Annotated in this window: 13 protein-coding genes, 4 tRNA genes, 1 pseudogene and 1 riboswitch; of the genes and pseudogenes, 15 read left to right on the top strand and 3 right to left on the bottom strand. The window is 60.4% G+C overall.

Translation table 11 applies throughout. The features are described 5' to 3' along the window. Window positions 1-11: 11 nt before the first annotated feature. Window positions 12-5,057 carry a DUF6543 domain-containing protein gene (locus KCG87_RS21190; protein ID WP_210558868.1) on the bottom strand — a complete coding sequence of 1,682 codons (5,046 nt, stop codon included), beginning with the start codon at window positions 5,055-5,057 and terminating at the stop codon, window positions 12-14. A 310-nt stretch (window positions 5,058-5,367) separates the two neighbouring features. Here KCG87_RS21190 and KCG87_RS21185 point away from each other — a divergent pair, with 310 nt between their 5' ends. The 7 genes from KCG87_RS21185 (at window position 5,368) to astE (ending at window position 13,272) form a co-directional block, all read left to right on the top strand. Continuing rightward, window positions 5,368-6,588, top strand: a complete 1,221-nt coding sequence (locus KCG87_RS21185; RefSeq protein WP_210558869.1) for an aspartate aminotransferase family protein — start codon at window positions 5,368-5,370, stop codon at window positions 6,586-6,588. 240 nt (window positions 6,589-6,828) lie between these two features. After that, the gene (gene aruF / locus KCG87_RS21180; protein WP_025112905.1) at window positions 6,829-7,848 is read left to right on the top strand and encodes an arginine/ornithine succinyltransferase subunit alpha; all 1,020 of its coding nucleotides are present in this window, start codon (window positions 6,829-6,831) and stop codon (window positions 7,846-7,848) included. A gap of 51 nt (window positions 7,849-7,899) precedes the next feature. Further along, window positions 7,900-8,925, top strand: coding sequence for an arginine N-succinyltransferase (gene astA, locus KCG87_RS21175; protein WP_027612638.1), 1,026 nt, complete (start codon window positions 7,900-7,902; stop codon window positions 8,923-8,925). Further along, window positions 8,922-10,391, top strand: coding sequence for a succinylglutamate-semialdehyde dehydrogenase (gene astD, locus KCG87_RS21170; protein WP_171061879.1), 1,470 nt, complete (start codon window positions 8,922-8,924; stop codon window positions 10,389-10,391). Before astA ends, astD begins: the two co-directional genes overlap by 4 nt. Window positions 10,392-10,554: 163 nt before the next feature. Beyond that, the gene (gene astB, locus KCG87_RS21165; RefSeq protein ID WP_115984193.1) at window positions 10,555-11,901 is read left to right on the top strand and encodes an N-succinylarginine dihydrolase; all 1,347 of its coding nucleotides are present in this window, start codon (window positions 10,555-10,557) and stop codon (window positions 11,899-11,901) included. A gap of 57 nt (window positions 11,902-11,958) precedes the next feature. Then, window positions 11,959-12,249 carry a topoisomerase II gene (locus KCG87_RS21160; RefSeq protein WP_134787124.1) on the top strand — a complete coding sequence of 97 codons (291 nt, stop codon included), beginning with the start codon at window positions 11,959-11,961 and terminating at the stop codon, window positions 12,247-12,249. Window positions 12,250-12,261: 12 nt separating this feature from the next. After that, window positions 12,262-13,272 carry a succinylglutamate desuccinylase gene (gene astE, locus KCG87_RS21155; RefSeq protein ID WP_027612642.1) on the top strand — a complete coding sequence of 337 codons (1,011 nt, stop codon included), beginning with the start codon at window positions 12,262-12,264 and terminating at the stop codon, window positions 13,270-13,272. Between the two features lie 122 nt (window positions 13,273-13,394). On the opposite strand, the gene KCG87_RS21150 is transcribed toward astE, so the two are convergent. Beyond that, window positions 13,395-13,904, bottom strand: coding sequence for a 6,7-dimethyl-8-ribityllumazine synthase (locus KCG87_RS21150; protein ID WP_098965159.1), 510 nt, complete (start codon window positions 13,902-13,904; stop codon window positions 13,395-13,397). A 101-nt stretch (window positions 13,905-14,005) separates the two neighbouring features. Beyond that, window positions 14,006-14,177: riboswitch (FMN riboswitch) on the bottom strand. Between the two features lie 289 nt (window positions 14,178-14,466). Between KCG87_RS21150 and ltaE the strand changes: the two are divergent. From ltaE to KCG87_RS21110, 8 genes and pseudogenes are all read left to right on the top strand, one after another. After that, window positions 14,467-15,469, top strand: a pseudogene (gene ltaE / locus KCG87_RS21145) (low-specificity L-threonine aldolase). A 146-nt stretch (window positions 15,470-15,615) separates the two neighbouring features. Then, a complete protein-coding gene (alaS, locus tag KCG87_RS21140; RefSeq protein ID WP_210558870.1) occupies window positions 15,616-18,234 on the top strand; it encodes an alanine--tRNA ligase in 2,619 nt (872 codons plus the stop codon). A gap of 90 nt (window positions 18,235-18,324) precedes the next feature. Continuing rightward, window positions 18,325-19,566 carry an aspartate kinase gene (locus tag KCG87_RS21135; RefSeq protein WP_025112914.1) on the top strand — a complete coding sequence of 414 codons (1,242 nt, stop codon included), beginning with the start codon at window positions 18,325-18,327 and terminating at the stop codon, window positions 19,564-19,566. Window positions 19,567-19,753: 187 nt separating this feature from the next. Then, window positions 19,754-19,942 (top strand): carbon storage regulator CsrA, encoded by a 189-nt coding sequence (gene csrA, locus KCG87_RS21130; RefSeq protein ID WP_002554426.1) that lies wholly within the window; start codon window positions 19,754-19,756, stop codon window positions 19,940-19,942. A 62-nt stretch (window positions 19,943-20,004) separates the two neighbouring features. Then, window positions 20,005-20,095: transfer RNA gene (locus tag KCG87_RS21125), tRNA-Ser, on the top strand. A 107-nt stretch (window positions 20,096-20,202) separates the two neighbouring features. Beyond that, window positions 20,203-20,279: transfer RNA gene (locus KCG87_RS21120), tRNA-Arg, on the top strand. Between the two features lie 71 nt (window positions 20,280-20,350). Then, window positions 20,351-20,427: transfer RNA gene (locus KCG87_RS21115), tRNA-Arg, on the top strand. 72 nt (window positions 20,428-20,499) lie between these two features. Continuing rightward, window positions 20,500-20,576: transfer RNA gene (locus KCG87_RS21110), tRNA-Arg, on the top strand. Window positions 20,577-20,594: 18 nt separating this feature from the next. Here KCG87_RS21110 and KCG87_RS21105 read toward each other — a convergent pair. Then, the gene (locus tag KCG87_RS21105; RefSeq protein WP_210558871.1) at window positions 20,595-21,113 is read right to left on the bottom strand and encodes a cell envelope protein SmpA; all 519 of its coding nucleotides are present in this window, start codon (window positions 21,111-21,113) and stop codon (window positions 20,595-20,597) included. Window positions 21,114-21,414: the final 301 nt, after the last annotated feature.

The raw sequence follows: 21,414 nt of genomic DNA, 5'->3' as shown, positions 1-21,414 counted from the left end.
CCCGCTGAGCGTCACTCATCGACCCCCGAATCTTCAGACGTGGACACCTCCATTTCCGCCCGTTCGATGACGGCTTCCACGCCAAAATCGATGCGGTGCTTTCTGAAGTAGGCGATCAGCCGTTGCAGGCTCAGCTCAGAGAGCGGATTGCTCCGCAGGCTGAATTTGTCCGCACGCTCTTCTGGCAACTCCAGGATATCGCTGGGAACCTGGGTGATCGCGTTGTCGCTCAGGTCGGCGATTTCCAGGTGTTCGAGTTGCAGCAAGCCCGGCGGCAGGCTGGTGATGCCGCTGCTGTCCAGCATCAGCGTTTGCAGATTAGTCATCTGGCTGACATCCGGCGTCTCGCCCAACGGGTTGTCACTCAAGTCCAGGTGATCGAGGCGCTCCATTTGCGCAAGCTCAAGGGCGTTTTGCGGAGTGAGCGTCAACTCGCAGTGTGAAAGCGACAAATAGGTCAGCTTGGCCATGCGAAACACCGCCGGCGGAATGTGTTCAAGCCGATATTGATAAATCGTCAGTCCTCTGAGGCTGGCAAACGTCTCGACAAACCTGTCGATTCCAAACGTCTGACCCGGCAGGCTTCTGAGGTACAGATGCGTGACATGGCTGAAATCGGCATTGAGTACGGGCAAGTCGCCGCGGATGATCTTCGCCAGGTTCAAGTCATGCAGTGGCTGGAGGTTCTCATCCGGTTCGTCCTGCTCGGTTTCCCGGCGCCAGCATTGTTCAATGAGCGATTTGAATTCGTGACGTGCGGCGTGCTCGTTCAGCACTTGCTCAATCGTGAAGGGCTCGCCACTGATCGGGTGCAAGGCAGGGTGGTCGGTCGCCCAGTGGGCGAGGTTGCTACTCAAGTCGCTGTATTCACGCTCAAGTCGTGCAAGTTCGATTCGACCCTCGACCAGGGTGCCGGGTAGCAGATAGAAAAATTCACTGGCCTGTTCCAGATCCATGTGTGTGTACAGCGCCTGTACGCGCAGCAGATCAGCCTGTTCGGCCATTACGCCGAAGTCCTGGCGGGTGTCGTTGAAGTGGCGTTTGATGCGCTCCCGGTCTGCGCTGGCAATCGGATTACCGCTCAGATCGAAGCCTTCCGGAACGTTGTTGGGCAGCTCGAAAAGGGCGGGAGACAACGACCGGATCTGGTTGTCGTTGAGCAGCGCGGTGCGCAATAGCGGGCGCGTGAGCAGGCCGGGTGGCAGTTCGGATATGCCGGTCTCCGACACATCGATGTAATTGAGTCGGGGCATTTTTTCGACATTGGGGGTGAGTCCGAGCGGGTTCCTGAACAGGTCCAGGGTCCTCAGCTGAGTCATTGCCGCCAGTGTGGTTTGGCTCTCGGCTGTCAGGGTGATGCTGCAGTCGCTGAGAATCAGCTCGCGCAGTTGCGGTGACCGGCTGATCGATTCCGGCAGGTTGCCCAGCTGGAAATTGCGCAGCGCCAGACGACGCAAGCCGGAGAAGCAGTTCAGAAAACCGTGTATACCCTGAGTGCTGCCGACCCCTTCGATGGTCAGGTAGTCCACGTGACTGAAGTTCACCTCAAGTTGTGGCAGCTCTCCGATGATTGACTGTGACAGGCGCAGATCGATGGTCTGCTCGGTGTTCTCCGGCAAGGAAACCTGCTGCTTCCAGCAGTCCAGGATGTCGACCCGCATCTGCCGTCGGCGATGACGCTGGATCGCGTATTGCTCGGTGGTGAGGCGGGCGCCTGACTGCGGATGAACGAGGGGAATACCCTCAGTCCACGGACTCAGCACCGCGTCGAGGCGGTTGCGTTCAGTGATCAAGCGGCTCAGCTCCGCTCGCGGGCCGTTCGGATGGCGTTGCAGGCGCTCGACGAATGCATTGAGTTCCTCGGGCAGCAAGTGCGGCAGCAGCCAGTGGGCATGGGCGTGCAGCGTCGGCGTATTGGTAGGCATGCGCCGATAGCCACTGGTACCGCCACGCAGGCGCATCACGGTGGGGTCGTAAGCGGGTTTGCGAATCGGATTTTGCGACAGCAGGTTCAGCAACGCTTGACGGTCGAGCGCGTCGTCACGAATCAGCTGCTTGAGCTGCAGGTCTTGCGTGATGTGGATGGTCAGCGCCGAACGTTCTGCGTCGGGCAGGGCATGCAGCAGGCTTGAATACAGTGAACCCGGCGCGCTGAGTGACTCACCGGTAGCGTCGAACGGCTGATAGTCGCCCTGTTCGGTCAGTACCAGCACCTTGCGAATGAGCGCGTCCTGCGCGCCGAGGCTGTCGATCAGTTGCCCGCTATGGCTGTAGTGCCTGAGCTCCATTCGTATCGACGGCGACCAGCCCGGCAAGCGTGGCAGCGAGTGGAGGGCCAGCCGATCCGTATCCAGATTATTGACTGTCGCTTGCAGCTCCAGCCCTTCAAAGGCTCGGGTTGCGCGCACTTGCAGACCCGTTTCCTGGGTCAGAACCACCAGTCTTGCGGAGAGTGTTCCACGCTGTAATTGCAGGTATTCAGCATCACTTGCCGTTTCCAGTATCGATTGCGCCAACGCCTTCGGCAGGCCGGGTTCGGCATCCATCAGTACCTGTACCAGCGGGCTGGCGCCGCGCTGTAACTGACGATATCGATCCTCGAACAGGCTTTGGCGTTTGCGCTGTGCCAGCTCGGCGACGCTGCGCCGCAGGCTAGTTGCGCGGGCCTCGGCCGAGGGTGCGGGCGTATGCAGGGCTTCGCTCAATAGCCGCCTTCGTTGCGATTCTGTCAGGCGTTGCAGGCAGGTCTTGAGCAGGTCGCCATCGTCCAGTCGTGAGCCCTCGATTTGTATGAATGGCACATCGGCGACGGGGCTGCGCCACAGGGTTCTGCCCTGACGGTCGATCAGTTGCAGGCCTCGGTCGGCAGGCCAGTCGCCGTTGTCGAAAAGCAGTTGCAGTTGGGTGGCCGGGTCGGCCTTGAGGTAATCCTCGGCATTCGAGCTGCCAATCTGCTCGATGAACAATTGAATGTCCTGATCGATCTGCCAGCGCTGCAGCGTGTCACTGAGTAAGGGTGGCAATTGATCGCGCTCGACGTGCATCTGGCGCAGGGTTTTTTCCTCGCAGCCACTGATATTCAGCAGGCGCTCCCGCAGAGCGGCGGGAAGGCGCTGCATCTGCGTACTGCTGCGGCTCAGCACGGTGGCGCGATCCCAAGCCAGTGGCTGGTCAATTTCGGTTTGCCAGGCGCCTGCGGTGTTGTGCCTGAGTGCGGGTTTGTAAGCCTCGGGGCGCGTCGGATGGTCGATGCGATGGGCGCCCGTTTCGGGGTCAAGGCTGACGGCATACAACTTGTCTTCCAGAGCCAGCAGGCTCTTGCCCTGGTGGGTTTGCAGGCCCAGTGCATCGGTTCGGATGTCTTTGGGCAGCGTGCCGGGCCACTCGTAAGGGCGCAGGTCGGGTTTCCAGTAGCGGGTCTTGCCATTGGCCGTTTTCACCGGAATGAAGCGGTCGATGAACTGGACGACATCGGCAGGCAACAGCGCGCGAAACTCGCTGACGGCGATAGCGCCGCCGGCGGCGAAAGTGCCGACCTGCACCATGGACTCCACGACGCCGATCAAATGCGCGAACGCTTCGCGGGGTTGTCCTTCGGCCCAGTCGACGATGCTTTCGAACGTCTCGTCGAGCAGTTGGTAGGCCGTGTAGGCAAGCATCAGCTCGCCGAGAAATGGCACGAATGGCAAGGCGACGAACGCGACGAGGTTGATCAACGACTGTGCGATGTCCGTGAAGGAATCCCAGAGTGCCCAGCGCGCCTTGCGATCGACCATGGCCGTCGAGACGGCGATGACGCGGGCATCGTTGAGCATCTTGTCGAGCTTGCGCTGGTAGAGGTAAACCCACAGCTCACCCCGGATCGGGGTCGCGACGATCTGCATAAAAGGCCGCACGGCCGGATGCTCGCGCCAGCTGGGGCGTGGATCGCCGGCCGGTACGGGTTGCCAGGTGACGGGGCTGAGCAAGGCCCGCAACTGACCGAAGAAAGCGCCGCGCTCGGCGTGGTCGATAAAACGGCTGAAGAAGACCTGATAGTCCGGATCGCGCAGGCGTTGCGCCAGCTCCTCAGCGAAGGCAGCGGAACTGGCGTATTCCTTGACTGGGTGTTGCGGGTCATCGGGAATGTAAACCACGACTCTCGCTGTTGCGTTTGCAGCTTCAAGATTCGGCGCGAACAGCACGATGCCGGTCAGGCTGGCTTTCATCATCGTCAGCGCATGGCAATGCCACGCCTGACGATTGAGGCGCAAATGCTGCAAGCCATCGAGCAGCCCGAGGATCAGGCGATGGACATCGGCCCCCAGCAGCTTTTGCATGTAGGCCATTTGCAGGGCGGCGACCAGGGCGGCTTTGTCACTCGTGCAAACCTGCGGTTGCAGCACGGCTGCGACCAGCGGATTGCTGACGCCCAAATTGTCTTGCAGATAAGTGTTGTAGCGGCGGCCGATATCCAGGTCGCGACACAGGCGGGTGAAGGCAGGGATCGGCATCGCCTTGAGGATGTTCGGCAACACGCTGAACTGGCCGTCAGGTAAGGGCTGACTGACATAACCCGAGGCGGACTCAAAGGCGTCAGCACTGGTCTCGCTGATTTCAAAATTGTGCAGCGCGGCGTCCAGTAGCGAGACAGTCCAAGTGCGTGCGGCGCCGGATTTGATGCGCAGCCACGGAACATGGTCGGGCAGGTACAGGCGCAGGAAAGTCTGCCGGACATCCAGATTCAAGCCAAAGCGCTTTGCCAGTTCGGCGCGCAGCAGCGGTTCGGCGAACGCTTTGGCGTCCTGCAACCGGGCAAGGCTTCGTTCGACGCGGTTGTGTGCGGTCCAGTGCGCGGCATTCAGTGCGCGCAGTTTTGCATGCTCGGTGCGTGATGCCTGTTTGAGGTTGGCGGGCAGCAGCGGACTGGCCCGTTTCAATGCCGCGCGTTTGTGTGCCGCAGCCTGAATCAGCCATGTCGGGATGGCCTGGAGCAGCGGTTGATAGTGTGCGTCCTGCCGGGGTAGCAGCAGCGGGTCGGGCAGTGTCGCGAGGGCGGGTGTGGTTTCTTGAATCATGGGGTGAGGCCGTTTGCCTGGAGAAAGGTCCCTAGCAAACACCGGCCATTGATTCGATGTGCGGTACATATATACCGCACACCACAAAACTCTCTTGATTAAGATCCCCGGTACGTCTGCGCAAACGGCGGCGCGCAGTTTAAACTGCGCCTTTGCGACGCTATATGTCGCATTGCCGTAAACCCGGGAAAATCCGGGGTTTGCGCTATAAGAAGTTGTCGCTTGGCGGCAAGGCCGGGCTGAAAACTGTCCTTACAATCCCCCCATCGCTCGCCAGTTTCAGGCGGGTGTTCCTCTTCAGGAGACTCCGATGTCCGTTGAGCACGCTGCGGTACAACGCGCCGATTTCGACCAGGTAATGGTTCCCAACTACGCGCCTGCCGCTTTCATTCCGGTGCGTGGCGCCGGTTCCCGCGTCTGGGACCAGAGCGGTCGCGAGCTGATCGACTTCGCCGGCGGGATTGCCGTAAACGTATTGGGCCACGCGCATCCGGCGCTGGTCGGTGCCTTGACCGAACAGGCGAACAAGCTGTGGCACGTGTCCAACGTGTTCACCAACGAGCCGGCCCTGCGCCTGGCGCACAAGCTGATCGACGCCACGTTCGCCGAGCGCGTGTTCTTCTGCAACTCGGGCGCCGAAGCCAACGAGGCCGCGTTCAAGCTGGCCCGTCGCGTGGCGTTCGACCGTTTCGGCAGCGAGAAGTACGAGATCATCGCCGCGCTCAACAGCTTCCACGGTCGTACCCTGTTCACCGTCAACGTCGGTGGCCAGTCGAAGTACTCCGACGGTTTCGGTCCGAAAATCACCGGCATCACCCACGTTCCTTACAACGATCTGGCCGCGCTGAAAGCGGCGGTGTCCGACAAGACCTGTGCGGTCGTGCTCGAACCTATCCAGGGCGAGGGCGGTGTACTGCCGGCCGAACTGGCTTACCTGCAAGGTGCCCGCGAACTGTGCGACGCGAACAACGCGCTGCTGGTGTTCGACGAAGTGCAGACCGGCATGGGCCGTACCGGTCACCTGTTCGCCTACCAGCATTACGGCGTAACCCCGGACATCCTGACCAGCGCCAAGAGCCTGGGCGGTGGTTTCCCGATCGCCGCGATGCTGACCACTGAAGCGCTGGCCAAACATCTGGTCGTCGGCACCCACGGCACCACTTACGGCGGTAACCCGCTGGCGTGCGCCGTCGCCGAAGCAGTGATCGACGTGATCAACACCCCCGAGGTGCTGAGCGGCGTCAACGCTAAGCACGACAAATTCAAGACCCGCCTGCAGCAGATCGGCGAGAAGTACGGCCTGTTCACTCAGGTGCGTGGCCTCGGTCTGTTGATCGGTTGTGTGCTGAGCGAAGCCTGGAAAGGCAAGGCCAAGGACATCTTCAACGCCGCTGAAAAAGAAGGCCTGATGATTCTGCAGGCCGGCCCGGACGTGATCCGTTTCGCCCCGAGCCTGGTGGTGGAAGACGCCGATATCGATGCCGGTCTGGACCGCTTCGAACACGCGGCAGCAGCACTGACGCAAGCCTGATAGACCCTTCGGCGCCCGAGGATTCGGGCGTCGAACCCAATTTTTGATACCGGACAGATTTAACTGTCGGAGTCAGCCTTAGTGGTGAGGGGATTTATCCCCGATGGGCAGCGAAGCGGCCCCCAAAATCTTGGGGCTGCTGCGCAACCCATCGGGGATAAATCCCCTCACCACAGGGCTCACTCCTACAAGGCCCGGCTATTTCTTCAGTAAATTTTTATAAGAGAAAGGAGTGACACCATGCTGGTGATGCGCCCTGCGCAAATGGCTGATCTGGGCGAGGTACAGCGTCTGGCTGCGGACAGTCCGATTGGTGTCACTTCCTTGCCGGATGACGTGGAACGCCTGAGCGACAAGATCGCCGCGAGCGAAGCCTCGTTCGCTGCCGAAGTGAGTTTCAACGGGGAGGAGAGCTACTTTTTCGTTCTCGAAGACACCGCCACCGGCAAACTGGTCGGCTGCTCGGCGATCGTTGCCTCGGCCGGTTACTCGGAGCCGTTCTACAGCTTCCGCAACGAAACCTTCGTCCACGCCTCCCGCGAGCTGAAGATCCACAACAAGATCCACGTGCTCTCGCAATGCCACGACCTGACCGGCAACAGCTTGCTGACCAGTTTCTACGTGCAGCGTGAGCTGGTGGGGTCGCCGTGGGCCGAGCTCAACTCCCGTGGCCGCCTGCTGTTCGTCGCCAGCCACCCGGAGCGTTTCGCCGATTCGGTGGTGACCGAGATCGTCGGCTACAGCGACGAAAACGGTGACTCGCCATTCTGGGACGCGATCGGGCGCAACTTCTTCGACCTCAACTACGCCGAGGCCGAACGCCTGTGTGGCCTGAAGAGCCGCACGTTCCTCGCCGAACTGATGCCGCATTACCCGATCTACGTGCCGCTGCTGCCGGATTCCGCTCAAGAAGCGATGGGCCAGGTGCACCCGCGTGCGCAGATCACTTTCGACATCCTGATGCGCGAAGGCTTCGAGACCGATCACTACATCGACATTTTCGACGGTGGCCCGACCCTGCATGCGCGTGTTTCGGGGATCCGTTCGATCGCCCAGAGCCGTGTAGTGCCGGTGAAGATCGGCGAGCCGGTCAAAGGCGCCGGGCGCCAGTATCTGGTGGCCAACGCGCAGTTGCAGGATTACCGCGCGGTGCTGCTGGAACTCGATTACGCGCCGGGCAAACCGGTGACCCTGGATCTGGAAGCAGCCGAAGCCCTGGGCGTCGGTGAAGGTGCCAGCGTGCGCCTGGTGGCGGTTTAACGCCTTAGCGAGTTTCACGGGTGGCGAAGGCGGCCCGTTTGAGGAGATAGCATGATTGTTCGTCCCGTACGCAGCAGCGATTTATCCGCGCTGATCGACCTGGCCCGCAGCACCGGCACCGGCCTGACCACCTTGCCGGCCAACGAAGAGCGCCTGACCCATCGGGTCGGCTGGGCCGAGAAGACCTTTCGCGGCGAAGCCGGCCGTGGCGATGCGGACTACCTGTTCGTGCTCGAAGACGACAACGGTCGCGTGGTGGGGATTTCCGCTATCGCCGGCGCGGTCGGTCTGCGTGAGCCGTGGTACAACTTCCGCGTCGGCCTGACCGTCAGCGCCTCGCAAGAGCTGAACATCTATCGCGAGATTCCGACGCTGTTCCTCGCCAACGACCTGACCGGCAACTCCGAGCTGTGCTCGCTGTTCCTGCATGCTGATTACCGCACCGGTCTGAACGGCCGCATGCTGTCCAAAGCGCGCATGCTGTTCATCGCCGAGTTCCCTGAGCTGTTCGGCAACAAGATCATCGCCGAGATGCGCGGCGTCTCCGATGAAGCCGGGCGTTCGCCGTTCTGGGAGAGCCTCGGTCGGCACTTCTTCAAGATGGAATTCAGTCAGGCCGATTACCTGACCGGCGTTGGCAACAAGGCGTTCATCGCCGAACTGATGCCGAAATTCCCGCTGTACACCTGCTTCCTGTCGCCGGATGCGCGCAACGTGATCGGTCAGGTACACCCCGACACCGAGCCGGCGCTGGCGATGCTCAAGAGCGAAGGTTTCAGCTATCAGGGTTACGTCGATATCTTCGACGCCGGCCCGGCCATCGAGTGCGAAACCAGCAAGATCCGCGCAGTCCGCGACAGCGAAGCGCTGGTGCTGGCGATCGGTACACCGGGCGATGACGCCACGCCGTTCATCATCCATAACCGCAAGCGCGAAGATTGCCGCATCACCGCTGCCCCGGCCCGCCTGGCCGCCGGCACGCTGGTGGTCGATCCGCTGACCGCCAAACGTCTTCAACTCAACGCCGGCGATCAAGTGCGCGCCGTGGCGTTGTCTGCTGCTCGGGAGTCGAAATAATGAATTCGCTATACATCGCAGGTGAATGGCTCGCCGGTCAGGGCGAAGCCTTTCAGTCGCTGAACCCGGTGACCCAGCAGGTGCTGTGGTCGGGGGAGGGCGCTACCGCCGCTCAGGTCGAGTCCGCCGTGCAGGCAGCGCGTCAGGCCTTTCCGGGTTGGGCGCGGCGTTCGCTGGACGAGCGCATCAGCGTGCTCGAAGCCTTCGCCGCCGCCCTGAAAAACCACAGCGACGAACTGGCCCGCACCATTGGTGAGGAAACCGGCAAGCCCCTGTGGGAAGCCGCGACCGAAGTTACCAGCATGGTCAACAAGATCGCGATCTCGGTGCAGAGCTACCGCGAACGTACCGGCGAGAAGAGCGGCCCGCTGGGCGACGCCACCGCCGTACTGCGCCACAAGCCACATGGTGTAGTGGCGGTATTCGGCCCTTACAACTTCCCGGGTCATTTGCCGAACGGGCACATTGTGCCGGCACTGCTGGCCGGCAACAGCGTGCTGTTCAAGCCAAGCGAACTGACGCCGAAAGTCGCCGAGCTGACGGTCAAGTGCTGGATCGAAGCCGGTCTGCCGGCCGGTGTGTTGAACCTGCTGCAAGGTGCTCGCGAAACCGGCATCGCGCTGGCGGCGAACCCGGGCATCGACGGTCTGTTCTTCACCGGCTCCAGCCGCACCGGCAATCACCTGCATCAGCAGTTCGCCGGGCGTCCGGACAAGATTCTTGCTTTGGAAATGGGTGGCAACAACCCGCTGGTGGTCGATCAGGTGGCTGATCTGGACGCGGCGGTGTACACGATCATTCAGTCGGCGTTCATCTCCGCCGGTCAGCGCTGCACGTGTGCGCGCCGGTTGCTGGTGCCGCAAGGCGCGTGGGGCGACAGCCTGCTCAAGCGTCTGGTGGAAGTCAGCGCGACCATCGAGGTCGGTGCGTTCGATCAGCAACCCGCGCCGTTCATGGGCTCGGTGATTTCCCTTGGCGCGGCGAAAGCGCTGATGGATGCCCAGCAACACCTGCTGGCCAATGGCGCGGTGTCGCTGCTGGCGATGACTCAGCCGCAAGCGCAATCGGCGTTGCTGACTCCGGGCATTCTGGATGTGACCGCCGTGGCTGAGCGTCCAGACGAAGAACTGTTCGGCCCGTTGCTGCAAGTGATTCGCTACGCCGATTTCGCTGCGGCGATCGCTGAGGCCAACGACACCGCTTATGGCTTGGCGGCTGGTTTGCTGTCGGATTCCGAAGATCGTTATCAGCAGTTCTGGCTGGAAAGCCGCGCCGGTATCGTCAACTGGAACAAACAGCTGACCGGTGCCGCGAGCAGCGCGCCGTTCGGCGGTGTCGGGGCTTCGGGCAACCATCGCGCCAGCGCTTACTACGCGGCGGATTACTGCGCGTACCCGGTGGCGTCGCTGGAAACACCGAGCCTGGTGTTGCCGGCGGCCCTGACGCCAGGCGTGAAGATGGCGTAACGGCCATCGCGAGCAGGCTCACTCCTACAGGATTTGTGTCGAACATAGCATGTGTGAACACCGCCAAACCTGTAGGAGTGAGCCTGCTCGCGATAGCCGCGACGCGGTCTGACTGAATTGTTACTTGAAGCCTATAACAACAGATTCTCGTGGAGCCTCGCTGATGAAATCCTATGAAGTCAATTTTGACGGTCTAGTGGGGCCGACCCATAACTACGGTGGTCTGTCCTACGGCAACGTTGCGTCCCAGAGCAACAGCCAGCAATCCTCGAATCCGAAGGAAGCGGCGCTGCAAGGTCTGGCGAAAATGAAAGCGCTGATGGAAATGGGCTTTCAGCAAGGCGTGCTGGCGCCGCAGGAGCGTCCGGACGTGGCCGCTCTGCGCCGTCTGGGTTTCAGCGGCACCGACGCGCAAGTGATCGAGCGCGCCGCGAAGGAAGCCATGCCGTTGCTGGTCGCCAGTTGCTCGGCATCGAGCATGTGGGTGGCCAATGCCGCCACTGTCAGCCCGAGTGCCGACACCGCTGACGGTCGCGTGCATTTCACCGCCGCCAACCTCAACTGCAAATACCACCGCAGCATCGAACACCCGACCACCAGCCGCGTGCTCGGTGCGATGTTCGCCGATCAGCAGCACTTCGCCCATCACGCCGCACTGCCAGCCGTTGCGCAGTTCGGTGACGAAGGCGCGGCCAACCACACGCGTTTCTGCCGTGAGTACGGCGAGGCCGGTGTCGAGTTTTTCGTGTTCGGTCGCAGTGCGTTCGACACCCGTTACCCGGCGCCACAGAAGTACCCGGCGCGCCAGACTCTGGAAGCCTCGCAAGCGGTGGCGCGACTGCACGGTCTGCGTGACGAAGGCGTGGTTTACGCGCAGCAGAACCCGGCGGTGATCGACCAGGGCGTATTCCACAACGACGTGATCGCGGTGGGTAACGGCGAGGTGCTGTTCTATCACGAGGATGCGTTCCTCGACACCGAGCAGATGCTGGCCGAGTTGCAGGGCAAACTGGCCAAGGTCGGCGGCAAGTTCCAGTCGGTCTGCGTGCCGCGTTCGGCGGTCACTGTGGACGATGCGGTGCGCTCCTACCTGTTCAACAGCCAGCTGCTGTCGCGTCCGGATGGCTCGATGCTGCTGATCGTGCCGGAAGAATGCCGTGGCAACGAGCGCGTGTGGAACTACCTGCAAGGTCTGACCAGCTCCGGCGGGCTGATCCGCGAAGTCAAAGTCTTCGACCTCAAGCAGAGCATGCAGAACGGCGGTGGCCCGGCGTGCCTGCGACTGCGCGTCGCGCTCAACGAAACCGAGCTGGCGGCCGTCAACCCAGGGGTTATCATGACGGCCCCGTTGTACGGTTCGTTGACCGCATGGGTTGAAAAGCACTACCGCGACCGCCTGAGCGAAACCGATCTGGCGGACCCGCAGTTGCTGCTTGAATGCCGGACGGCACTGGATGAACTGACGCAAATCCTTAAACTGGGCGCGGTTTATCCATTCCAGATCAATTGATGGCCGGCGCGTCGCCTGAACGCGGCGCGCGGCTTGTCTCCCCAAGAGAGTAAAAACATGAGCGATTCCCTGCAGCTGATCCTTGAAGACACCGACGGCACGCAACTGCAAACCTCGTGCACCCGCGTCGCGGTCATGTGGCAAGGCAAAGAGCTGTGGATCCAGCAGGACGGCCGTGGCCAACTGCTGATCGGCGTGGACGTCGAGGAAGGTGACGAAGAGTACGCCAACCTGCTGCTGCGCCCATTGGCAACTAATCTGGTAAGTCTGCAACTGGAAATGGAACCGGCTGAAGTCGGCGACGACGAAGACCACGTGCACGGCCCGGATTGCAACCACGATCACTAAGGAAACCGCTCTATGCTCGCCCTCGGCAAACTGCTTGAACTGACCCTCGCCGGCCGCGAACCGGCGGAGAAGACTCAACTGACTGTCGAAGGCGTGCGCATGCGCTGGTTGAGCGAGGGTGCGCTGGAAGTCCGGCCACCCGAAGCGCGTGACAATGGCCTGGACCTGCTGCTGTCGGCAGGTATCCACGGCAATGAAACAGCGCCGATCGAGTTGCTCGATCGGCTGCTGCATGACATCGCTCGCGGCGATCTGAAGCCGCGTGCACGCATTCTGTTCCTGTTCGGCAACCCCGAAGCGATCCGCAAGGGCGAGCGCTTCGTCGAGCAGGACGTCAATCGGCTGTTCAACGGCCGGCATGAACAAACCAGCGGTTCCGAAGCCATCCGCGCCTGCGAGCTGGAACGGCTGGCGGCGAGCTTCTTCAGCCTGCCGGATCGGCAGCGCCTGCACTACGACCTGCACACCGCGATTCGTGGTTCGAAGATCGAGCAGTTCGCGCTGTATCCGTGGAAGGAAGGTCGCCAGCATTCGCGCCGCGAACTGGCGCGTCTGCGCGCCGCCGGGATGGAAGCGGTGCTGCTGCAGAACAAGCCGTCGATCGTGTTCAGTTCCTACACCTACGACAAGCTCGGTGCCGAGGCTTTCACCCTGGAACTGGGCAAGGCGCGGCCGTTCGGGCAGAACGAAGGGGTGGATGTTTCACGTCTGGAAACTCGTCTGAAGCAGATCATCGAAGGCAATGAGCCGGATCTGGCTGCAGAGGGTCTGGATGGTTTGCAGTTGTTCAGCGTCGCCCGGGAAATCATCAAGCACAGCGATGCGTTTCGCCTGAACCTGCCAGCGGACATCGAGAACTTTTCTGAATTGGATGTGGGTTATGTGCTGGCCGAAGATCTGGCCAATACCCGCTGGGTCATCGAGGAGGAGGGCGCGCGGATCATTTTCCCTAATCCGAAGGTCAAGAACGGCTTGCGCGCCGGCATCCTGATCGTGCCTGCCACCGACGAACATCTCGCCTGAGTTCAACACCTATCCAATGTAGGAGTGAGCCTGCTCGCGATCGCAATGTGTCAGTCGCCATCGTGGTCGACTGATACTCCGCTATCGCGAGCAGGCTCACTCCTACAGGTTTGGTTTCGTGATCAGACGGCGACTGCACGCGGCTCTGTGCGACGCAACGCACGAACCTTCTGCAGCGTATCCGCGCAAGTCCGCGCCGCTTCCTGACCCTTGTGCACGAAATGCTCGAAGAAGAATTTCTGATGCTCTTCACCGGCATGGAAGTGATGCGGGGTCAGGGACACCGAGAACACCGGCACTTCGGTTTCCAGTTGCACCTGCATCAGGCCGCTGACCACTGACTGGGCAACGAATTCGTGACGATAGATGCCGCCGTCCACCACCAGAGCGGCCGCGACGATGCCGGCATAACGGCCGGTTTTGGCCAGCAGCTTGGCGTGCAGGGGCATTTCAAAGGCGCCGCCGACTTCGAAGAAATCGATGTCCGATTCCTGATAACCCTGAACCAGCATTTCGGCGACGAAGCCCTTACGGCTTTGGTCGACGATTTCCTTGTGCCAGCAGGCCTGGATGAACGCAACGCGCTCGCCGTGAGGGTGTTTGCTTTTGCTGTCGATAGCGGTGGGTTGCATGTTCTGACTCCTGTTTGTGTGAAAAACAGGGCGTTATGAATTGAAAGGGATTCAAGGGTACGCACGAGCACACAAGCGCGCGGGCGGCCCTTTGGTGTCAATCCCGTTCTCTCTTCATCCGGACTATGACCGTCGGCCCCGGAATCACACCGGGTCTGCTGACCTTGCCGCCGATCACAGCAAAAGCCGTGTTCGTCGCCAAGCGCTCGCGGGCTATGCGCATTGCGCGCAATTACCGCCGGTGGGGAATTGCACCCCGCCCTGAGAACGTTTTTGCCGCCCTTTCTCGGGCGGCGCAGCGTTTTTATCACATATTTTCCAGCCGTGCACAGAACCTGTGGGAGCGGGCTTGCTCCGGGCGGCGTTCCGACGAAGGCGGTGTGTCAGTCAGCAAATTGATTGGTTGACACACCGCTTTCGCGAGCAAGCCCGCTCCCACATTGGGTTGCGTCCTTTCAATAAGTAATGTGCTTTTTCTCACTCAAGGGTTGATTAATCGGCGCCATGACCGCAGTAATTCACCTTCGAAAGGGATTTCCCCTGCTGACTAGAGGCCAGGTTCATGAGCGTTATCGATCTTCGCAGCGACACCGTCACCCAACCGACTCCTGCCATGCTCGACGCGATGACGGCGGCGGCCACGGGTGACGATGTGTACGGCGAAGATCCGACGGTCAATCGTCTGGAGGCGGAACTGGCAAAACGCCTGGGGTTCGCCGCCGCGCTGTTCGTGCCGACCGGCACCATGAGCAATCTGCTGGGCCTGATGGCGCATTGCGAACGTGGCGACGAATACGTCGTCGGCCAGCAGGCGCACACCTATAAGTACGAGGGCGGTGGCGCGGCGGTGCTCTTCGATCCAGCCACAGCCGCTGGAAGTGCAGGCCGACGGTTCGCTGGATCTGGCTCACGTAGCGGCAGCGATCAAGCCGGATGACTTCCATTTCGCCCGTACCCGGCTGCTGGCGCTGGAAAACACCATGCAAGGCAAAGTGTTACCGCTGGAGTATCTGGCCCGCGCCCGCCGCTTCACTCAGGATAAAGGCTTGCAACTGCACCTCGATGGCGCACGCCTTTACAACGCCGCGGTCAAGCTGGGCGTCGATGCACGGGAAATCACTCAGCACTTTGATTCGGTGTCGGTGTGCCTGTCCAAAGGCCTCGGCGCGCCGGTGGGTTCGGTGCTATGCGGCACTGAGCGACTGATCGGCAAGGCCCGGCGTCTGCGCAAAATGGTCGGCGGCGGCATGCGTCAGGCCGGGTTGCTGGCAGCGGCGGGGCTGTATGCGCTGGATCACCACGTTGAGCGCCTGGCGGATGACCATGCCAACGCCCGGTTTTTGGCCGAAGGCTTGCGCGAGGCCGGGTTCAGCGTAGAGCCGGTGCAGACCAACATGGTCTACGTGCAAATGGGCGATCAGGCCGAAGCGCTCAAGGTGTTTGCCGCCGAACGCGGGATCAAGTTGAGCGCCGCCGCGCGCTTGCGCATGGTCACGCACATGGACGTCAGTCGCTCGCAAATCGAGCAAGTGATCGCGACATTCGTCGAGTTTTCGCGCAAGTGACAGCGTTAGCCGTCCAATTGACCGTTACTATCGTATAAACACGCTGTACCCCGCGCGAAGGGCCGATATAATGCGGCCCTTTGCCGTCGTTTCGTCTGTTGACGTTTCGTACAGGCCTTTGGCCGCAGCCTCCGTGGAAGAACCTAATGAAAAGCGCAGAAATCCGTGAAGCCTTCCTTCGCTTCTTCGAAGAACAAGGCCACACCCGTGTAGCCTCCAGCTCTTTGATTCCGGGCAACGACCCAACCCTGCTGTTCACCAACGCGGGGATGAACCAGTTCAAGGACTGCTTCCTGGGCCAGGAAAAGCGCGCGTACACCCGCGCAACCAGCAGCCAGAAGTGCGTGCGTGCCGGTGGCAAGAACAGCGACCTGGAAAACGTCGGTTATACCGCTCGTCACCACACCTTCTTCGAAATGCTCGGTAACTTCAGCTTCGGTGATTATTTCAAGCACGACGCGATTACCTTCGCCTGGACCTTCCTGACCGGCGTCCTGAAACTGCCGAAGGAAAAACTCTGGGTCACCGTCTACGCCTCCGATGACGAAGCGTATGACATCTGGACCAAGCAGATCGGCGTGCCGGTCGAGCGCATGATCCGCATCGGCGACAACAAAGGCGCGCCTTACGCCTCCGACAACTTCTGGACCATGGGCGATACCGGCCCGTGCGGCCCGTGCACCGAGATTTTCTACGATCACGGCGAGCACATCTGGGGCGGCCCACCGGGTTCGCCGGAAGAAGACGGCGACCGTTACATCGAGATCTGGAACAACGTGTTCATGCAGTTCAACCGCACCGCCGATGGCGTGTTGCATCCGTTGCCAGCGCCGTCGGTCGACACCGGCATGGGCCTGGAGCGGATCAGTGCGGTGATGCAGCACGTCAATTCCAACTACGACATCGACCTGTTCAAGAACCTGCTCAAAGCCTCGGCCGAAGCGATCGGCTGCGAGAATGGCGACCAGTCGTCGCTGAAAGTGGTGTCCGACCACATCCGTTCCTGCGGTTTCCTGATCGCCGACGGCGTGCTGCCGTCCAACGAAGGCCGCGGCTACGTGCTGCGCCGGATCATTCGTCGCGCCTGCCGTCACGGCAACAAGCTGGGCGCTACCGGCAGCTTCTTCTACAAGATCGTCACTGCGCTGGTCGCCGAGATGGGCGAAGCCTTCCCGGAACTGAAGAAGCAGCAGAGCAACATCGAGCGCGTACTCAAGGCTGAAGAAGAGCAGTTCTCCAAGACCCTGGAGCACGGCTTGAAGATTCTCGAACAGGATCTGCTGGAACTCAAAGGCACCGTGGTGCCAGGCGACGTGGTGTTCAAACTCTACGACACCTACGGTTTCCCGATGGACCTGACGGCTGACATCGCTCGCGAGCGCGGCCTGACCGTTGACGAAGTCGGCTTCGAGCGTGAAATGGAAGCCCAGCGTGTTCGTGCGCGTTCCGCCAGCTCGTTCGGTCTGGACTACAACACCCTGGTCAAGGTTGATGTGGCCACCGAGTTCACCGGTTACAAAGACACCAGCGGTTCGGCAAAAATCGTCGCTATCTATAAAGATGGCCAGTCGGTCGACGTCTTGAGTGAAGGCGAAGAGGCGGTGATCGTGCTGAACCAGACGCCGTTCTACGCTGAGTCCGGCGGCCAGATTGGCGACTGCGGTTTCCTCCAGGCGGGCAACGCGCGTTTCGACGTCCGTGATACCACCAAGACCGGCGGCGCATTCTTGCACCACGGTGTTCTGGATTCCGGCAGTCTGACCATCGGCGCGCCAGTGGAAACCCATGTCGATGCCGAGGTGCGTCACGCGACTTCGCTGAATCACTCGGCCACCCACTTGCTGCACGCTGCGCTGCGTCAGGTACTGGGCGAGCACGTTCAGCAGAAGGGTTCGTTGGTGGATAGCCAGCGTCTGCGCTTCGACTTCAGCCACTTTGAAGCGATCAAGCCGGAGCAGATCAAAGCGCTGGAAGACATCGTCAACGCCGAGATCCGCAAGAACTCCGCAGTTGAAACTGAAGAAACCGACATCGAAACCGCCAAGCAGAAAGGCGCGATGGCGCTGTTCGGCGAGAAGTACGGCGACAACGTGCGCGTGCTGAGCATGGGCGGCGATTTCTCCGTCGAGCTGTGTGGCGGTATCCACGCCAACCGTACCGGCGACATCGGCCTGCTGAAAATCATCAGCGAAGGCGGTGTGGCATCGGGTGTGCGTCGTATCGAGGCAGTCACTGGTGCTGCGGCACTGGCCTACTTGAACGCTGCCGAAGAACAACTCAAGGAAGCGGCCAACCTGGTCAAGGGCAGCCGCGACAATCTGATCGACAAGCTGTCGGCCGTGCTGGAGCGCAACCGCGCGCTGGAAAAGCAACTCGAGCAGTTGCAGGCCAAGGCTGCCAGCGCCGCGGGCGACGATCTGTCGAACTCGGCAGTCGACGTCAAGGGCGTGAAGGTTCTGGCCGCACGTCTGGATGGTCAGGATGGCAAGGCGCTGCTGGCGCTGGTCGATCAGCTGAAAAACAAACTCGGCCGCGCAGTGATCCTGCTCGGCAGTGTCCATGAGGAAAAGGTCGTACTGGTTGCAGGCGTAACCAAGGACCTGACTGGCCAACTCAAAGCCGGTGATTTGATGAAACAGGCTGCTGCGGCAGTGGGCGGGAAGGGCGGTGGTCGTCCGGACATGGCGCAGGGCGGCGGTGTTGACGCCGGCGCACTGGATGGCGCGCTGGCGCTGACCGTTCCATTCGTCGAGCAGGGTTTATAAGACGGCCCGCCGGGCCCGCAGTCTAGTGGCGGGTCCGGCGGCTGTTCGAGTGATTATTGGGCGCCCTTCATGGGCAGAGGCGGCTTTGAAATGGCTTTGATCGTACAGAAATTTGGAGGCACCTCGGTCGGCACTGTCGAGAGAATCGAGCAGGTCGCCGACAAGGTTAAGAAATTCCGCGATGCCGGCGATGACCTGGTGGTTGTGCTGTCTGCAATGAGCGGCGAAACCAACCGTCTGATCGATCTGGCCAAGCAAATCAGTGGCGACGTGCAACCGGTTCCGCGTGAACTGGACGTGATCGTTTCCACCGGTGAGCAGGTGACGATTGCCCTGTTGGCCATGGCGCTGATCAAGCGCGGTGTGCCGGCGGTGTCGTACACCGGTAATCAGGTGCGGATCCTGACGGACAGTGCGCACAATAAAGCGCGTATCTTGCAGATTGATGACCAGAAGATTCGCGGTGATCTGAAAGCAGGTCGCGTGGTGGTTGTCGCCGGTTTCCAGGGCGTCGACGAGCACGGCAACATTACCACCCTCGGCCGTGGCGGTTCCGACACCACAGGCGTGGCACTGGCGGCTGCCTTGAAGGCTGACGAGTGCCAGATCTACACCGACGTCGATGGTGTCTACACCACTGACCCGCGTGTGGTGCCGGTCGCTCAGCGTCTGGACAAGATCACCTTCGAAGAGATGCTGGAAATGGCCAGCCTCGGTTCCAAGGTGCTGCAGATCCGTGCGGTGGAATTCGCCGGCAAGTACAACGTTCCGCTGCGCGTACTGCACAGCTTCAAGGAGGGTCCGGGCACCCTCATTACTATTGATGAAGAGGAAACCATGGAACAGCCGATCATTTCCGGCATCGCTTTCAACCGCGATGAAGCCAAGCTGACCATCCGTGGCGTGCCAGACACCCCGGGCGTGGCGTTCAAGATTCTCGGCCCGATCAGTGCCGCGAACATCGAAGTCGACATGATCGTGCAGAACGTTGCGCACGATAACACCACCGACTTCACCTTCACCGTGCACCGCAACGACTACCAGGCCGCACAGACCGTGCTGGAAAACACCGCTCGCGAGATCGGTGCCCGGGAAGTGGTGGGCGACACCAAGATTGCCAAGGTCTCGATCGTCGGCGTCGGCATGCGTTCCCACGCAGGCGTGGCCAGCCGCATGTTCGAATCCCTGGCCAAGGAAAGCATCAACATCCAGATGATCTCGACGTCGGAAATCAAGGTTTCCGTGGTGATCGAAGAGAAGTACCTGGAACTGGCCGTGCGCGCCCTGCACACGGCTTTCGAACTGGACGCGCCGGCCCGTCAGGGCGAGTAATCCGTTCACCTGAAGGGCGCGGTCTGACCGCGCCCTTTATTTTTTGAATGGCGCGAGCCCTGAACTGTTCTTTTGCTCGCGCTGGTCAATACTCAGGCATGTAGGGCTACGATCGCTCCGGTTGTAGGTCGGGTGCCTTTTTTTTGCAGACTGTTGTCCCTGAAATGAAATGCGTGAGGAGAAAGGTATGCTGATTCTGACTCGTCGGTGCGCAGAAAGCCTGATTATCGGTGATGGCGAAATCACCGTGACCGTGCTCGGCGTCAAAGGAAATCAAGTGCGCATCGGCGTCAACGCCCCGAAAGAGGTTGCCGTGCACCGTGAGGAAATTTACCTGCGTATAAAGAAAGAGAAGGACGAAGAACCAAGCCATTAATTTTTATCGATTTTTATGTTTGCAAACGGGGAAGAAGGTGGTTAATATACGCCCCGTGTTGCGGAGAGCTGGCCGAGTGGCCGAAGGCGCTCCCCTGCTAAGGGAGTACACCTCAAAAGGGTGTCGGGGGTTCGAATCCCCCGTTCTCCGCCATTATTTGCTTAGTACGTTGTAATCTGGCTTTTTCTGTAAGTTCTTGAATTTATTAGAAAAAGTGGTTGGAATAGAGATTAGACGGGCTATAATGCGGCGCAACAAATGCACTCGTAGCTCAGCTGGATAGAGTACTCGGCTACGAACCGAGCGGTCACAGGTTCGAATCCTGTCGAGTGCACCATTTAAGAGTTGTTTATAGCAATATAAAGAACTCGGCTTCAGCCAGTTGTGGTCTGGTTTAAAAACACAAATGCACTCGTAGCTCAGCTGGATAGAGTACTCGGCTACGAACCGAGCGGTCACAGGTTCGAATCCTGTCGAGTGCACCATTTAAGAGTCGTTTGTAGCAATACAGGCAACTCGGCTTCAACCAGTTGTGATCTGGTCTAAAAACACAAAATGCACTCGTAGCTCAGCTGGATAGAGTACTCGGCTACGAACCGAGCGGTCACAGGTTCGAATCCTGTCGAGTGCACCATATTCAAGAAGCCCGCGTTTAACGCGGGCTTTTTGTTGCCTGCGATTTGGCTTTTCCTTTCACGCATCCCTTCTCGTCAAAATCGACTTGAGCACTTCGGCCTCTTTTCAGGTCATAGCGATAGCTCGTCGTCGACGTTCGAATATTCACCTTGTCCGGTTTGCCGAGCGCGCTCTCGACATCCTGTTGGCTCATGCCGGCAATCACTCGTTGATTGATGATTGCTGCGCGGCGCTGCCTGGCATCGATCAGGTTGCCGCATTTGTCCGCCAAGCGGCCAACGATGCCCGGTTCACGTCCCCTGATTGTCATACCGGATATTTCCTCATGGTTGTGTTCCGGCATGATCGGTACGACGGATCCGGGCGAGTAAGGGTGAACCTGTTGCTCTGAAAGCTGCTCGTCGCTCGCACAGCTCAGGGTCGTGAAGGTGATGCCGCGGTCGGCAGCCTCGCAGCGGTGAAGGGTGGTGGCGGCTCCGGCGAGTGGCAGGCAGAGCAGGCTGGCGACCACAAAAAGGCATGTTCTGGATAGCATTCGACGTCCTCCATGACGGTCTACGCTCAAGGGTAGTCGCTACATTTTTCAACGCCGGTGTGTTTTCTTTTCAAGATGAGTCGTCGCATCTGCACGGGTCAGGACAGCGCTCAACTTTGTCGCGCAAGCACTTGTTTCGACCGCGATTTTTTAACGTTTAAAACCGTCAGGCGGTGTATCATTGCGCCCGTCAGCCCCGCCGGGGCTTATGGAAAACCTCCATGGACTTACCCAGTAGTTACTCAGTAGCCCGTTTCACCAATCATGAATTGACTGATTGATCCTTCCGGCGTGCCCCGCT

This window comes from Pseudomonas sp. MWU347 (assembly GCF_017947305.1).
GTDB classification, from domain to species: Bacteria; Pseudomonadota; Gammaproteobacteria; order Pseudomonadales; family Pseudomonadaceae; genus Aquipseudomonas; species Aquipseudomonas putida_A.
The sequence above is the reverse complement of the archived record's forward strand: the minus strand, read 5'-3'. Positions and strand labels throughout refer to the sequence as shown.

Bases quoted from the DNA above. Each gene is read 5' to 3' on its own strand.
- KCG87_RS21185 (WP_210558869.1), top strand. From the start codon at position 5,368: ATGTCCGTTGAGCACGCTGCGGTACAACGCGCCGATTTCGACCAGGTA.
- KCG87_RS21160 (WP_134787124.1), top strand. From the start codon at position 11,959: ATGAGCGATTCCCTGCAGCTGATCCTTGAAGACACCGACGGCACGCAA.
- KCG87_RS21105 (WP_210558871.1), bottom strand. From the start codon at position 21,113: ATGCTATCCAGAACATGCCTTTTTGTGGTCGCCAGCCTGCTCTGCCTG.
- KCG87_RS21135 (WP_025112914.1), top strand. From the start codon at position 18,325: ATGGCTTTGATCGTACAGAAATTTGGAGGCACCTCGGTCGGCACTGTC.
- aruF (WP_025112905.1), top strand. From the start codon at position 6,829: ATGCTGGTGATGCGCCCTGCGCAAATGGCTGATCTGGGCGAGGTACAG.
- KCG87_RS21190 (WP_210558868.1), bottom strand. From the start codon at position 5,057: ATGATTCAAGAAACCACACCCGCCCTCGCGACACTGCCCGACCCGCTG.
- astE (WP_027612642.1), top strand. From the start codon at position 12,262: ATGCTCGCCCTCGGCAAACTGCTTGAACTGACCCTCGCCGGCCGCGAA.
- astA (WP_027612638.1), top strand. From the start codon at position 7,900: ATGATTGTTCGTCCCGTACGCAGCAGCGATTTATCCGCGCTGATCGAC.
- KCG87_RS21150 (WP_098965159.1), bottom strand. From the start codon at position 13,904: ATGCAACCCACCGCTATCGACAGCAAAAGCAAACACCCTCACGGCGAG.
- astB (WP_115984193.1), top strand. From the start codon at position 10,555: ATGAAATCCTATGAAGTCAATTTTGACGGTCTAGTGGGGCCGACCCAT.
- alaS (WP_210558870.1), top strand. From the start codon at position 15,616: ATGAAAAGCGCAGAAATCCGTGAAGCCTTCCTTCGCTTCTTCGAAGAA.
- csrA (WP_002554426.1), top strand. From the start codon at position 19,754: ATGCTGATTCTGACTCGTCGGTGCGCAGAAAGCCTGATTATCGGTGAT.